Source organism: Ruegeria sp. CDSA033 (assembly GCF_059612305.1).
Window position 1 is genome coordinate 317,288 of record NZ_JBXWQI010000001.1, and the last position, 13,895, is coordinate 331,182.

At 57.6% G+C, this 13,895-nt stretch carries 14 protein-coding genes; 6 read left to right on the forward strand and 8 right to left on the reverse strand.

What is annotated here, in order from left to right; all coding sequences use genetic code 11:
- Positions 1 to 144 precede the first annotated feature (144 nt).
- Entirely contained in the window at positions 145 to 840 is a 696-nt protein-coding gene (locus tag AC2FLA_RS01635; protein WP_496719988.1) for an SIMPL domain-containing protein, read from the forward strand.
- Positions 841 to 842: 2 nt separating this feature from the next.
- On the opposite strand, the gene AC2FLA_RS01640 is transcribed toward AC2FLA_RS01635, so the two are convergent.
- From AC2FLA_RS01640 to AC2FLA_RS01650, 3 genes are all read right to left on the reverse strand, one after another.
- The gene (locus tag AC2FLA_RS01640) at positions 843 to 1,553 is read right to left on the reverse strand and encodes a GNAT family N-acetyltransferase (RefSeq protein WP_496719990.1); all 711 of its coding nucleotides are present in this window, start codon (positions 1,551 to 1,553) and stop codon (positions 843 to 845) included.
- A 3-nt stretch (positions 1,554 to 1,556) separates the two neighbouring features.
- Entirely contained in the window at positions 1,557 to 2,849 is a 1,293-nt protein-coding gene (locus tag AC2FLA_RS01645) for an O-acetylhomoserine aminocarboxypropyltransferase/cysteine synthase family protein (protein WP_496719991.1), read from the reverse strand.
- A gap of 72 nt (positions 2,850 to 2,921) precedes the next feature.
- Positions 2,922 to 3,917: a GT-B fold glycosyltransferase domain-containing protein gene (locus AC2FLA_RS01650; protein ID WP_496719993.1), complete on the reverse strand. Its 996-nt coding sequence runs from the start codon at positions 3,915 to 3,917 to the stop codon at positions 2,922 to 2,924.
- Between the two features lie 167 nt (positions 3,918 to 4,084).
- On the opposite strand from AC2FLA_RS01650, the gene AC2FLA_RS01655 reads away from it, so the two are divergent.
- The 4 genes from AC2FLA_RS01655 (at position 4,085) to preA (ending at position 8,417) form a co-directional block, all read left to right on the forward strand.
- Positions 4,085 to 4,717, forward strand: coding sequence for a cupin domain-containing protein (locus AC2FLA_RS01655; protein WP_496719995.1), 633 nt, complete (start codon positions 4,085 to 4,087; stop codon positions 4,715 to 4,717).
- 159 nt (positions 4,718 to 4,876) lie between these two features.
- Positions 4,877 to 6,211, forward strand: a complete 1,335-nt coding sequence (locus tag AC2FLA_RS01660; RefSeq protein ID WP_496719996.1) for an NAD(P)-dependent oxidoreductase — start codon at positions 4,877 to 4,879, stop codon at positions 6,209 to 6,211.
- Positions 6,212 to 6,257: 46 nt separating this feature from the next.
- Positions 6,258 to 7,094: a methyltransferase domain-containing protein gene (locus tag AC2FLA_RS01665; RefSeq protein ID WP_496719998.1), complete on the forward strand. Its 837-nt coding sequence runs from the start codon at positions 6,258 to 6,260 to the stop codon at positions 7,092 to 7,094.
- An 18-nt stretch (positions 7,095 to 7,112) separates the two neighbouring features.
- The gene (gene preA / locus AC2FLA_RS01670) at positions 7,113 to 8,417 is read left to right on the forward strand and encodes an NAD-dependent dihydropyrimidine dehydrogenase subunit PreA (RefSeq protein WP_496720000.1); all 1,305 of its coding nucleotides are present in this window, start codon (positions 7,113 to 7,115) and stop codon (positions 8,415 to 8,417) included.
- A gap of 102 nt (positions 8,418 to 8,519) precedes the next feature.
- On the opposite strand, the gene AC2FLA_RS01675 is transcribed toward preA, so the two are convergent.
- From AC2FLA_RS01675 to AC2FLA_RS01695, 5 genes are all read right to left on the reverse strand, one after another.
- Positions 8,520 to 9,779 carry a TRAP transporter large permease gene (locus AC2FLA_RS01675; RefSeq protein WP_496720002.1) on the reverse strand — a complete coding sequence of 420 codons (1,260 nt, stop codon included), beginning with the start codon at positions 9,777 to 9,779 and terminating at the stop codon, positions 8,520 to 8,522.
- Positions 9,776 to 10,309: a TRAP transporter small permease gene (locus AC2FLA_RS01680; RefSeq protein ID WP_496720004.1), complete on the reverse strand. Its 534-nt coding sequence runs from the start codon at positions 10,307 to 10,309 to the stop codon at positions 9,776 to 9,778. Before AC2FLA_RS01680 ends, AC2FLA_RS01675 begins: the two co-directional genes overlap by 4 nt.
- A 63-nt stretch (positions 10,310 to 10,372) precedes the next feature.
- Positions 10,373 to 11,347 (reverse strand): TRAP transporter substrate-binding protein, encoded by a 975-nt coding sequence (locus tag AC2FLA_RS01685; protein WP_058273853.1) that lies wholly within the window; start codon positions 11,345 to 11,347, stop codon positions 10,373 to 10,375.
- A gap of 24 nt (positions 11,348 to 11,371) precedes the next feature.
- Positions 11,372 to 11,914 (reverse strand): 3-hydroxyanthranilate 3,4-dioxygenase, encoded by a 543-nt coding sequence (locus tag AC2FLA_RS01690; protein ID WP_058273852.1) that lies wholly within the window; start codon positions 11,912 to 11,914, stop codon positions 11,372 to 11,374.
- 95 nt (positions 11,915 to 12,009) lie between these two features.
- Positions 12,010 to 12,963: a dihydrodipicolinate synthase family protein gene (locus AC2FLA_RS01695; protein ID WP_496720006.1), complete on the reverse strand. Its 954-nt coding sequence runs from the start codon at positions 12,961 to 12,963 to the stop codon at positions 12,010 to 12,012.
- A gap of 158 nt (positions 12,964 to 13,121) precedes the next feature.
- Between AC2FLA_RS01695 and AC2FLA_RS01700 the strand changes: the two genes are divergently transcribed.
- The gene (locus tag AC2FLA_RS01700) at positions 13,122 to 13,895 is read left to right on the forward strand and encodes an aspartate dehydrogenase (RefSeq protein WP_496720008.1); all 774 of its coding nucleotides are present in this window, start codon (positions 13,122 to 13,124) and stop codon (positions 13,893 to 13,895) included.

Below are 13,895 nucleotides of genomic sequence, written 5' to 3' on the forward strand. Positions count from 1 at the left end.
GTCAGCATCTGTGCAAACGATCATTCGCCCGCAGAGTGACATTAAAGCAGGATCCCGCCGAGGGAAAGAAAAAGCCAGTCATTCCCCTTGTTCGGCAGACCCTCGCCACCCCATGTTGGGGGAAGGAAAATTGGAGGGAAGACCTTGAATAAAATCGCTTTTCTGGCCGCAGTTCTGACGATGTCGGTTGCGGGCATGACCCATGCGGAAGAACGTCGCATCACCGTTGACGCGGCGGGAACCGTACAGGCTACGCCTGATATGGCGACCATAACTCTGGGCGTGACTAATGAGGACGCGCAGGCTTCGAACGCGATGAAGGCCACTTCGGAATCAGTATCTCAGGTCCTGAGTCGGTTGCAGGAACTTGGCATCGAAACGCGTGATGTGCAGACCCGCGATGTGTCTTTGTCGCCGGTTTGGAACAACCGGAACAGCGCCAGCGGAGATCGACCCGAGATTTCCGGTTTTGTCGCCTCGAACCGAGTCGTAGTACGTGTGCGTGACCTGTCGCAGCTTGGCACGATCATGGATGCGGTTATCCAGGACGGTGCCAATGATTTTGGCGGGTTGAGCTTTGGCGTGCAGGATCCAAAACCGCTGCAAGCGCAGGCGCGGGCCAACGCTGTGGCCGAAGCGACCGCCAAGGCCGAGCAGTTGGCACAGGCGGCTAACGTGACACTCGGACCAGTTCAAGAGATCAGCGAACAGGTCGGTGGCGCGCGCCCCGTCGCCATGATGCGGGAATTCAGCGCTGCGGATGCAGGTGGTGTGCCGGTCGCAGGCGGCGAGGTGTCCGTTTCGGTCACCGTCACCATGGAATTCGAAATCTCTGAGTAACCTCAGACGCTTGCGCGGGCCATCAAAGGTTGCCTTTGTTGGCCCGTCTGGTCGAAATTGTCCGGCGATAACCAATCCTCAAAAGCGCTGCGTATGCGGGGCCATTCGCTGTCGAGGATGGAATACCACGCCGTATCCCGGTTGCGACCTTTGTAATGGGTGGCCTGTCGGAAAATACCCTCAAAGGTAAACCCCAAACGCTCGGCCGCGCGACAGGACGGCGCGTTCAGCGCGTCGCATTTCCATTCGTAACGGCGATAGTCCAACTCATCGAACACGCGCCGCATCATCAGGAACATAGTCTCGGTTGATTGCGGGCTACGCTGCAACAAGGGTGAGAAGTGGATGTGTCCCACCTCGATCGCACCCGCCGCTGGGTCAATCCGCAGAAATGAAGCCATGCCCACCGGCGTTTCGTTGCTATCCAGTACCGTGTGGAACATCGGATCGGCATCCATGCAGGTCTCACGGGTCCAATCCTCAAACTCGCGCTCGCCGTCGAACGGTCCGTAGGGCAGGTAGGTCCAGTTGTGGCCATCCGCGTCGTTGGCAAACGCCCGGAATAACCCGGGCGCATGCCTATTCACATCAAGCGGGACAACGGAACAATATCGGCCCTCCATCGGCGTGTAAGGTGGTGTCGGGCGAGGGAAATCGCCCGCTACCGGCAATCCAATGGGTTGGCCCAGACCATTGATGTTGTGCCCGCTCATGAATCAGGCCGACGCTTTAGCCAGCGCCTGATCAAGATCGGCGATCAGGTCATCGGCGTCTTCGATACCAATGGACACGCGAACCACACCCGGGCCTGCGCCCGCGGCCTCTTGCTGTTCCGGGGTCAGCTGCCGGTGCGTGGTCGAAGCCGAGTGAATGATCAGCGAACGTGCATCGCCCAGGTTGGCTACGTGGCTGAAAATCTCAAGCGCGTTGACCAGCTTGATACAGGCGTCATAGCCACCTTTGACCGCGAAGGTGAACAGGGCACCCGCGCCCTTCTTGTAGTGCGCTTTGACCCTGTCACTGTAGGGCGAAGACGGCAGCCCGGCATAAGTGACGTATTCCACGCGGTCATCCGCCTCGAGCCACGCGGAGATCTTTTGAGCGTTTTCGACGTGACGCTCCATCCGCAAAGACAGGGTCTCGATCCCCATCAGCGTATAGTGAGCCGCCTGCGGGTTCATGGTCATGCCTAGATCGCGCAGGCCAATGGCAATTCCGTGGAAAGTGAAGGCCAGCGGGCCGAAGGTCTCATGGAATTTGAGGCCGTGATACGCCTGCTCCGGCTCACTGAGTGACGGGAACTTGTCATTTGCCGACCAGTCGAATTTGCCTGAATCCACGATGCAGCCGCCGGTGACGGTACCGTTGCCAGTCAGGTACTTGGTGGTCGAATGTACGACCAGCGTCGCACCGTGCTCGATCGGGCGGCACAGGTAGGGCGTGGCCGAGGTGTTGTCGACGATCAGCGGGATGCCTGCTGCGTCAGAGACATCGGCCAACGCGCGGATGTCGGTGACATAGCCGCCGGGGTTGGCAATGGATTCGCAGAAAACCGCACGGGTGTTTTCGTCAATTGCGTCCTTCACGGCCTCCAGGTCATCGGTGTCGACAAACTTGGCAGACCAGCCAAAGCGTTTGATGGTCTGGCTGAACTGCGTGACCGTGCCGCCGTACAGACGGGTCGAGGCGACCACGTTGCAGCCCGGACCCATCAGCGGGAACAGCGCCATGATTTGCGCCGCGTGACCTGACGAGCAGCAAACCGCGCCGACGCCGCCTTCCAGCGTGGCGACACGTTCCTGCAGAACCGCCACGGTGGGGTTGGTCAGGCGGGAATAGATGAAACCAACCTCTTGCAGGTTGAACAGGGCAGCTGCGTGATCCGCGTCGCGGAACACATAGGCTGTCGTCTGATAGATCGGTGTCTGACGCGCGCCAGTTGCGGGATCGGGCCGGGCGCCCGCGTGAATTTGAAGCGTATCAAAACCGTAGGTGGGGCCGTCAGACATCTTGGAAATCTCCTGTTGGAAAGTGCGTTGCTGAATCTCTAGGCGATTGGGCGCGCGCAGACAACATTCCTGTCAGCGCATCCAAAGACCATTCTTGCGTATCGTGTTGCGAATAACCTGCTCGCGTTTGGGAAGGTTCTCGCGGTCGAACATGTCCCTGATTTTGTGACCCTTCCGTTGCAGAACCAGCTTCTTGATCGGGTCATATCCCTTGAGGACCTTCTTGACCCGGTTTGGCGCAACCACGGTTTCCAGCACCTCTACAGCGTGATCGCTTTCACGGGCGTAGAGCAGGGGGAACAGGCGGTAATGACAGCTGACCGATCCGTCCAGAAGACCTGCGGGCAGGGCATCGCGACCGCCGCCGAACGAGTGGATAACCAGCGGCAGTGCAGCCTGATCCAGCCAGGGGTCAAAATTCTGTCCAGCCATCTCGGGGATCTCGCCGTCGCGGATCGTGCGGGCATACTCCAGAAAGCGCTTTCCGAAGGTGTGAGGGCAGGAATGAAAGAAATACCCGGCATTGAAGTACAGATAGCGCCGCCAGTAATCCACAGGTTGGCTGGTATCCAGCGAGCTGTCGAAATCCAGTCCGAACCTTTGATAAAGAGCCTTCCAGATCCCATCCAGTCCAGGACCATACAAGGTTGGTTTGGGCCAGGTTCCTTCGACCCTTAGCGATGCGCCGGGGCGGTCAAAGTCGAAGGGGACGCTGGTCAGATCGCCGGTGATCAGTGTGTCACTGTCAAAAAACACAAAGGGCTCACCCTCGGGCATGGCCAGCAAAGCTTCGATCTTGTTGCCATAAGGGTAGCTGGCGCCAAATACTTTGTTTTCGAACGGCAAGATCTCGGCATCCAACTGGCGCAGCGCTTTCAGCAGATCCTCGTCCTGGATGGTAGGGTCCTGCGACCAGCGTGGACCGGGTTGCGGAACAGCCACGAACAGTCGACCGGAAAAATCAGGGCTGCTGTGCCGCAGCGAGGCGGCAAACAAAAGGGCTTCGTATTGCAGACGGTTGTTTTGCCCGATGATAACGATGTTGAATTTCGGGGCGCTGGCCTGCATCCGGTGACTTTCAGTACTTGTGGGTGCCGTGGTCCGGCGCTGCTCGGGTTTCTTGTCGGAGGTACAGTATGCAGACGCGCCCGTCAAAACCAGATGCGATGCGCGCAATTTGAAAAATGTCGTTGCAATCCCATGTTAGGGACACGTCCCCGTTCAGGAGTGCCCCCATGAGGATCAACGCAGATTTCACCAAACGTGTTGCAGTTCATTTCGACCAGAATGAATGGATCGCGTCCCCCGCTGCCGGTGTCGAACGCAAGATGCTGGATCGCATCGGCGAGGAGGTTGCCCGCGCAACGACAATCGTACGTTTTGCTCCGGGCAGCGCATTTTCGGCCCACACCCATGATGGGGGTGAAGAATATCTTGTGCTGGACGGCGTCTTTCAGGACGAAACCGGTGATTTCCCGGTCGGCAGCTATGTGCGAAACCCACCGACCTCGTCGCACACACCTTCAGCTAAAGAGGGGGCGACGATCTTGGTGAAGCTGCATCAGTTTGACCCGGATGATCGGACAGAGGTACGCCGCTCGATCAATGGTCAGGGGAATACTCAACTGTTCAAGGACGCGCATGAAGATGTCCGCGTGTTCAATCTTGCGGCGGGCGAGGCGTTGGATCTGGACGCGTCGCACGGAATGGAGCTGTTTGTGATCGAAGGCTCGCTGAGGGAATCTGACGAGGATTTCACGACCTGGGACTGGCTGAGGTTGCCTCCGGGCGCGCGATCTACCGCCGTGGCGGGTGCTTCGGGAGCGCGTGTTTGGACGAAAACAGGGCATTTGGCTCAGATGGTCTGATACGTTCGCTGCAAGAAAAACAGGCAGAAACAAAGGAAAACCGGGTCGATTGGTCCGGTTTTTTCATTTTTTGACCATTTGGCAAATTTTACCATTTGATAAAAAATTACTTTGTGGCAAGCTAAGGCCACAACAAACATATCTACAGGGAGTAGAGTGATGGCACAGGGCCAGATTGCCCCCGGCATTGTCTCCGGGCGGCTGTCCAGCGATGAGCTGACCTCGAATTTCACGGATTTGCATCCGCCACTGGCCCCTCATGAGGCCGCCGTGGCAGCGGATCGGTGCTATTTTTGTTACGACGCACCATGCGTTACAGCCTGTCCGACAGACATCGACATTCCGCTGTTCATGCGCCAGATTCAGGCTGGTCAGCCCGAAGCGGCAGGTGAGACCATTTTGGCGCAGAACATTCTGGGCGGCATGTGCGCCCGCGTTTGCCCGACTGAGACGCTTTGCGAAGAAGTCTGCGTGCGCGAAACCGCCGAAGGTTCACCGGTCGAAATCGGTCGTCTTCAGCGCTACGCAACAGACAGCGTGATGGTTGGCGGAAGTCATCCGTTCCAACGGGCCGCACCCACCGGCAAAACAGTTGCCGTAATCGGGGCAGGACCTGCGGGTTTGGCCTGTGCGCACCGGCTGGCCATGTTTGGGCATGACGTGGTGATCCACGAAAGCCGCCCCAAACCGGGTGGGCTGAACGAATACGGGATCGCAGCGTATAAATCGACCAACGATTTTGCTCAGGCCGAAGTCGACTGGCTGCTGAAAATCGGCGGAATCTCGATTGAGACCGGTTCAGTTCTGGGCGAGGGGATCTCGCTGAAAGGGCTAGCCGAGAACTATGATGCAGTGTTTCTGTCTATTGGTCTTGCCGGGGTGAATGCTTTGCGCGCCGACGGGGTGGAAAAAGAAGGTGTTCGCTTCGCAGTGGATTTCATTTCGGACGTGCGTCAGGCCTCTGATCTGGTTGATTTGCCCGTGGGTCGCAACGTAGTCGTCATCGGCGGCGGCATGACTGCAGTGGACGCTGCGGTGAAGTCGAAACTGTTGGGTGCCGAACATGTCACCATTGCATACCGCCGTGGTCGTGATGCGATGGGCGCCAGCCGGTATGAGCAAGACCTCGCGTCCTCGCACGGCGTCAAGATCATGACCAATGTGCAGCCCGTGGCTGTGCACGGAAACGGGGCAGCGGCAGAAATCGAATTGGAGTATACGTCCAGTCACGACGGTAAGCTCTCGGGCACCGGAGAGATGATCCGCATACCCGCTGATCAAGTCCTCAAGGCGATTGGTCAAAACTTGGACGGCGCGCCGGAAGGGCTGAAGCTCGACGGCAACAAGATTGCTGTGTCTGGTGCCGGGCGTACCTCGATGGCGGGTGTCTGGGCTGGGGGCGACTGTGCGGCGGGAGGCGAAGACCTGACCGTGACCGCAGTGGCCGAGGGCCGTGATGCCGCGATGGACATCCACGCAACTCTGGATTCGTGATAGGGTGGGGTATTCACCCCATTCCTTTCGCTGCTGAGGTATTCCCATGTCCCAGATCGAACAAGCCGTTGCCCAACACTATACCACCGGAGCCTTGACTGACCGCGTTCGCGCGGCGCTTGAGGCCAGTGGGATTGACCCGGACGCGGCCACTGTGGCCGATCTGAAGGCGGGGGATGAGTTCCACACCGGCGGCGTTCTGGCGACAGACAAACTGTTTGCGCAATTGTCACCGACCCACGCGACCCGTGTGTTGGATGTCGGCTGCGGCATCGGTGGGACGTCGCGGTACATCGTGGATCGCTATGACTCGACCGTGACCGGGGTCGACCTGACGCCAGAATTCGTTAAAACAGCTACCGCCCTCAGCGATCTGGTCGGGCATTCCGACAAGGCCAGTTTTCACGTCGGAAGTGCTTTGGACATGCCGGTGCCGGATGCAGGGTTTGATCTTGCCGTCATGTTGCATGTAGGCATGAACATTGAAGATAAGGCCGGGCTGTTCGTAGAAGTTTCGCGCGCGCTGGCCACGAGCGGGACATTTGCCCTGTTCGATGTGATGGGCGGGGATGTGGACGAACCGCTGTCCTTCCCGCTGCCATGGTCAACGGTGTCCGAAACCTCGTTTGTACATGCACCGCAGGTCTACAAGGACGCCGCGGGTGCCGCCGGTCTGGAACTGGCCGCCGAGACCGACCGCACAGAGTTCGCGCTGAAGTTTTTCGAGGAAGTCTTCGCGCGCATCGCCCAAAGCGGCCCGCCGCCTTTGGGCATCCACCTGATGATGGGCGAGACGGCGCCCGAAAAGTTTCAAAACTACGTCACGAACCTCAAGGCCGGGCGCATTCGTCCGACCGAAATGATTTTCAAGAAAACCGGCTGAGCCGGGAAGGGAGAAGCCATGGCCGATCTGACAACAAACTTTCTGGGCATTTCCAGCCCCAATCCTTACTGGCTGGCCTCGGCACCGCCGACGGACAAGGAATACAACGTGCGCCGCGCTTTCGAGGCCGGATGGGGCGGAGTCGTCTGGAAAACGCTCGGGTCCGAGGGGCCGCCGGTCGTAAACGTAAATGGGCCGCGCTACGGCGCGATCTATGGCGCGGACCGTCGCTTGTTGGGTCTGAACAACATCGAACTGATCACGGACCGACCGCTTGAGGTGAACCTTGAAGAAATGGCACGGGTCAAAGCCGACTACCCGGATCGCGCGCTGATCGCCTCGATCATGGTGCCCTGCGAAGAAGAGGCCTGGAAGGCCATCCTGCCGCGCGTCGAAGAAACCGGCGCGGATGGGATCGAACTGAACTTTGGCTGCCCGCACGGGATGAGCGAACGCGGAATGGGCGCAGCAGTAGGGCAGGTGCCGGAATATATCGAGATGGTCACCCGCTGGTGTAAGAAATACTATGACCGGCCCGTGATCGTGAAGCTGACGCCAAACATCACCGATGTTCGGAAGCCTGCTGAGGCGGCAAAAAACGGCGGCGCGGATGCAGTGTCACTGATCAACACGATCAATTCGATCACCAGCGTCGATTTGGACACGTTCAGCCCGGAACCGTCGATTGATGGCAAAGGCAGCCACGGTGGGTACTGTGGCCCGGCAGTGAAGCCAATTGCCCTGTCGATGGTGTCCGAAATCGCGCGCGCCGAAGCCACCCATGGCCTGCCGATTTCCGGCATTGGGGGCGTGACCACATGGCGCGATGCGGCAGAGTTCATTTCGCTGGGCTGTGGTAACGTTCAGGTGTGCACGGCTGCTATGACCTACGGCTTTAAGATCATCGACGAACTGACCGCGGGTCTGTCCAAGTGGATGGACGAAAAAGAGTACACAAACGTGTCCGAGATTGTCGGTCGTGCGGTTCCAAACGTGACCGATTGGCAATACCTGAACCTGAATTACGTGGCCAAGGCCAAGATCGATCAGGACGAGTGCATCAAATGCGGTCGTTGCTATGCCGCGTGCGAAGACACCAGCCACCAGGCGATTTCCATGTCTGATGACCGGGTGTTCGAGGTCATGGATGACGAATGCGTCGCCTGTAATCTGTGCGTGGATGTTTGCCCGGTCGACGGCTGCATCTCAATGGTGCCAATGACCGCCGGAGAGGTTGATCCGCGGACCGGTCTGGAAGTTCAGCGCGACTATGCCAACTGGACGACGCACCCAAACAATCCGATGGCCAAAGCTGCCGAGTAACTCGGGTACTGAAAACATGAAGGGGCCCGAAAGCGCGGGCCTCTTACCGAATACTGCCCCCTATATTGGGCATTCAAAGCCGCGTGGCGACATCACGTTTTGCTAGATCAAGTAGGTCGACAGGCTTGGGACATAGCTTAGCAGGATCAAGACGGCGGCCACCGCAATCAGGAACGGCCAAAGTGATTTCAGAATTGCTCCGGGGGTCGTGCCGCTCATGGATGAGGCGATATAGAGGCCAATACCGACGGGTGGCGTAAGCAGGCCAAGAACAAGGTTCAGGCATACGACAACTCCGAACTGGTAGGGGCTGATGTCGTAGGACCCAGTGGCAATTGGCAACAAAATGGGCGTGATCAGGATGATGGCGGCGATCCCGTCGATCACCATTCCCACCAAAAGCAGTGCAGCATTTACGATCAGTAAAAACATGAACGGATCTGAGGTGATCGACGTGATCAGCCCCGCCAGCTGCTGTGGTATTTCTTCGTAAATGATCACCCACCCAAAAACGCTGGCCGCCGCAATCATGAACAGGATCATCGATGCGTTTGCGGCTGTTCGCTTGAACATCTCGCCCAGATGTTGCGGCTTTAGCTCTCCGTAAATGAGCCACCCGACCAGAAATGCGATCAGCGAAGCGATGGCTGCGGATTCTGTCGGCGTAGCGATGCCAAACAGAATACCACCGATGATCGAAACCGGGATCAGCATCGCGGGCAGGGCGGCGATCAGGGCTTGCATGGCATCGCGGCGGGACATCCAGACGCCCTTTGGGAATTGCTGGACCCATCCGACCAGCGTGATCACCAAAGCAAAGGCTCCTGCCAGCAGCAGGCCGGGTATGATCCCGGCGATGAACATGTCGCCGATGGGAATCTGCGCCAAAACGCCAAAGATAACGAACATCATTGACGGCGGGATGACCGGTGCCAACAGGCCCCCGGCTGCTGTCGTGGCAGCGGCGAAGCCCTTGCTATAGCCCTCTTCCTCCATTGCGGGGACCATGGCACGCGACATCACGGCGATCTGCGCGGTGGCCGAGCCGATGATGGCGGCCATGAACATATTGGCCAGCAGGTTGATATAGGCGAGCCCGCCCCGGAAACCGCCAACGAACACGCGGGCCAAGGCGACCAGGCGGCGCGTCATGCCGCCTTCATTCATCAGCTCTCCGGTCAGCATGAACAGAGGGATGGCCAGCAGGCCGTAGTTTTCCAACCCGCCAAACATTTTCTGCGCGAAACTGTCGTACAGAACCGTGTTCCCGCTTTCCCAGATGTACCAGATTGCGGTTATCGCCAACACGATGGCAACAGGCACCGACAGCAACAGGGTGGCCAGAAAGACAATCGGGCTCATACCGGTGACCCTTGTCCGGGACGCGTCAGAAGATGCATCGTTGAATGTAGCGTTGCCCCCAAGGCAAACAGCCACATCACAAGCCAAAACAGAAACTTCGGAAGCCCGAGGGTTGAGGTCGGTTCGGCATAGATGAAGTTGAACGTATTGCCTTGAAACGCCACGGCGTCGAACCCTGTACGAGCGATGTCCAGTGGCAGAAACCAGCGCCAGCAGAACCACAGCATCGCAATTGCAAAAGCGAAGACAACGATGTCGACCGCCTTTTGGATGATTGCCCGGATATTAGGCGGAACCAGATCGACAAGGATCGTAATCGAGACCGAATTGCGGTGGTGCAATGCGGCTGATGCGCCAAGGAATGTCATCCAAACCATGGCATAGATCGCCAGTTCATCCACCCAGAACAGGGCGTTGCCAGCGGTTCTGGTCACGACATTCAACAAAATCAACAAGGTGACGCAAACGGCCAGTGCTGCGGCACACCATAACTCAACCCACGCCCACGCTGCAGACAGCCGGTATAACATCGCCGATCCCCTATGAAAAAGGGCGCAGGATTGACCTGCGCCCTTTCCTTGAAACGTTCAACTTTATTTGGTTTCTGCCGCAGTCTCGCGCAGCGCGTCAAGGGACGAGGTTTTTTCAGACCAGATGCCGTTCCATTCCTCAATCGCATCGCCAAAGAATGAGGCATCGACTTTCTTGTAGGCCTTGCCGGTTCCCTCGATCTGTTCCAGCCACTTCGCTTCGTTGGCAACATAGGCGTCGATGGTGCTGTCGACATGCTTGGCCATCAGTTCACCGATCATGGCACGGTCTTCCTCGGACAGTCCCGCCCAGACTTTGGCCGAGACCAGCCCGACCATCGGGAACATCATGTGATCGGATTGAACGATCGTGTCGGCGTGATCATAGTATTTCAGCACCCAGATCAGTTCTGCGTCCATATCAATGGCGTCGACCTGCCCATTGGCCAGCGCGTCATAGACTGCAGGCAGTGGCATCGGCGTTGGTGCAGCTCCGACCGCGTTGTAGAAATCCAAAATCGGCGTGAACGGCGTGATCCGCAGTTTCAGACCTGATAGGTCCTCGGCCGAAGACACATCGCCCCGGCTGACAATCTGGCGCAGCCCGGCCATACCGTAACCTAGGCCTACAACGCCAACCTGACCAGGCAGGGGTTCCAGCATCGATTTTGCGGTATCCGAACGCAGGATGCGCCCCGCGTGGCCGATATCATCCGCGAGATACGGCGCATAAAACGCACCCAGCTCAGGTGCGCGGTTCGATACTTCGGCCACGGTCATGAATGCCATGTCCAGCGCGCCAGTCTGCAATTGTTGCAGCATCTCTGCCTCGTTGCCCAACTGACGGGCAGGGAATACAGATACGGTATGGGCACCACCGCTGGCTTCGTTCAGCTCGGCCCCAAAGGACTCGGCCGCCTTGGTCCAGATATGCGGAGGTGGCGTGATCAGGCCCAGACGGAATTCATCTGCATGGGCAGCTAGCGATGTCACAGCAAGCGCTGCAGCCGAAGCGGCGATCTTAGCAAAATGTTTCATGTTCTTCCCTGTTGTTTGTTCATCTCAGAGTGTGACCCAGCCCTCTGGCGGCTCTTTCCCCGGATGCACGGTCTGGCAGTTCGGGCATGTTCGGTCTTCTTCTGATGAATAGAATTTTTCGTAGACCGGCGGCAAGTCCTTGACGATAGACTGCAATTGCATCTCGGCCCGATGAACGCGGGTACCGCATTCAAAGCAATACCATTCGATCGCGTCCAGCTCGCCTGTTTGCCGTTTGGGTTCGATGACCAATCCGATTGAGCCTTCCTGCGGTCTTTGAGGTGAATGGCGCACATGCGGCGGCAGCAAGAAGATCTCACCTTCGCGGATCGGAACGTCATAGAATTCCTCTCCGTCATACAGCTTCAGCACCATGTCGCCTTCTAGCTGATAGAAGAACTCTTCAACCGGATCGTCGTGATAGTCGGTTCGCTTGTTCGGCCCGCCGACGACGGTGACCATCAGGTCGGCATCCTCCCACACCTGTTGATTGCCGACCGGCGGCTTCAGCAGGTGACGGTGTTCGTCGATCCATTTCTGAAAGTTGAATGCACTTAACTTCGACATGTCCCACTCCCTGTTTGCAGAAGTTTGGCCGGTTTTTTCATAACCGCAAAGAAATTATCCGCATCTAGATATCCGATTTGCTTATATCGATGTCGCTATGGCTTCAGGCCGCATTCCGCGAACCCTTTGCGGATGATCTCTTTTTCCGCCTCGGTCAGTTCCAGCATTGGGGGTCGCACACGCCCTCCGACCTGTCCCAGCAGCTCTTGCCAGTATTTTCCAAAAGCGGTGGGCTTGCCTGCAGGTTTGGTTCGCTTCATCGCGTCCCGCACCGGGTTCAGGCTGTCAAACACCTTGCGCGCCTCATCTGCTTTGCCGGCAAAAGCCAGCCGCGTGTATTCGTTCATGCGCTGATCATTCTTTGTCTGTAACTGGTAAGGCGGCGACGAACACAGATACAATTTCCAATCCAGTTCCAGAATATTGTCCAGCCATTCATGTTCAGCCGATGTCGAGACATGGATTTTGTCGCCCACCATATGCGTCAGTTTCACATACATCTCACGCGGGACGGAGTATTTGATGGCCACGATGTTGGGCAAATCAGCAATCCGTGCGCATTCTTCGGGCTGCATCAGGTATCCGCTGTCCGGGTGGCTCCACATCGCGATCCCGATATCCAGCTCATCGCAGAACCGTCTGTAGTACTGGTACAAAACCTCCCCACGATCCTGGACAAAGCTTAGAACAGGGGCATGCAAGACGATGTAATCGGCCCCACAATTCTGCGCATGGCGGGCCAGATCCAGCGCTGTGTCGAGGTTCTGATCCGAGACCGAGACGATCACACCGGCTTTGCCCGCGCATTCGTCAACCGCAATTTCAAAGTTGCGCTTGCGCTCATCAAGGGTCATCGAAAAGAACTCGCCCTGTTTGCCTGCCACGAACAGTCCCTGGATATCCAGATCGTCAATCCAGTGGCGAATGTTTGACCGCAGCCCGGCCTCATCCAGTGACAAATCATCGTTGAAGGGGTTCAGGGCTGCGGCCCAGATTCCGGTCATGTTCTCGCGCGCATAGGCTTTGGCGTCGCGCTTGGAGTAGTTCATTTTAACGGGCCTTCCGATTAACGGGCAATTCTGGCGTCGCCATCAAAGCCTGATCACACCACGTGATCCAATGCGAAAGCCGGGAACTGGGTATCTGAAATTAGAATACCCGAAGAATACCAATTTAGAATTCTTTGGCGCTGGTTTAGGTTTGCCACATGAAAATAGGATTAATCGGTAAAGGCGCGATTGCGCAACATGTCATGGGCGCGGTTCAGGCGCGAGGCCATATGGTACATGCGGTTCTGGTGCGACCAGGCAGCATTTCACAAAACCCGAACCTGTTTGTGGGTTCGGTGCCAGAGCTCATCGCAGAGGCGGATCTAGTGATCGAATGCGCCGGCCATCAGGCACTGGCGGCCTATGGTCCTCAGGTTCTGGGGCAGGGTACGGGCATGATCACGGTGTCCGTCGGTGCATTGGCGGATCAAACGATTGCAGACGAGATGGAAAGCGCGGCCAGCGTGGGGCGGGCGAAATTGCACCTGGCCAGCGGCGCAATCGGTGCCCTTGATTGCCTGAGCGCTGCGGCGACCGGCAAATTAGACAAGGTTATCTATGTCGGGCGCAAGCCGCCGCTAGGTTGGAAAGGCTCTGCCGCAGAGGACAGGCTGGATCTTGAGGGGCTGACACAGGTTGAAACGCACTTCACTGGGACCGCCCGAGAGGCGGCGTTGGCCTATCCCAAAAACGCAAACGTTGCGGCAGCCGTAGCCTTGGCTGGGATTGGATTTGATGAGACGCAGGTTAAACTCATCGCTGATCCGTCGATTGCGCAAAACGTTCATGAGGTCGAGGCCGAAGGGGAATTCGGGCAGTTCCATTTCCGGATAAGCGGCAATTCCCTGCCGGACAATCCACGCAGCTCGGCCTTGGCCGCGATGAGCGTGGTGGCCAAGCTCGAACAGCTTTCAGAACCGATTGTGCTGTGA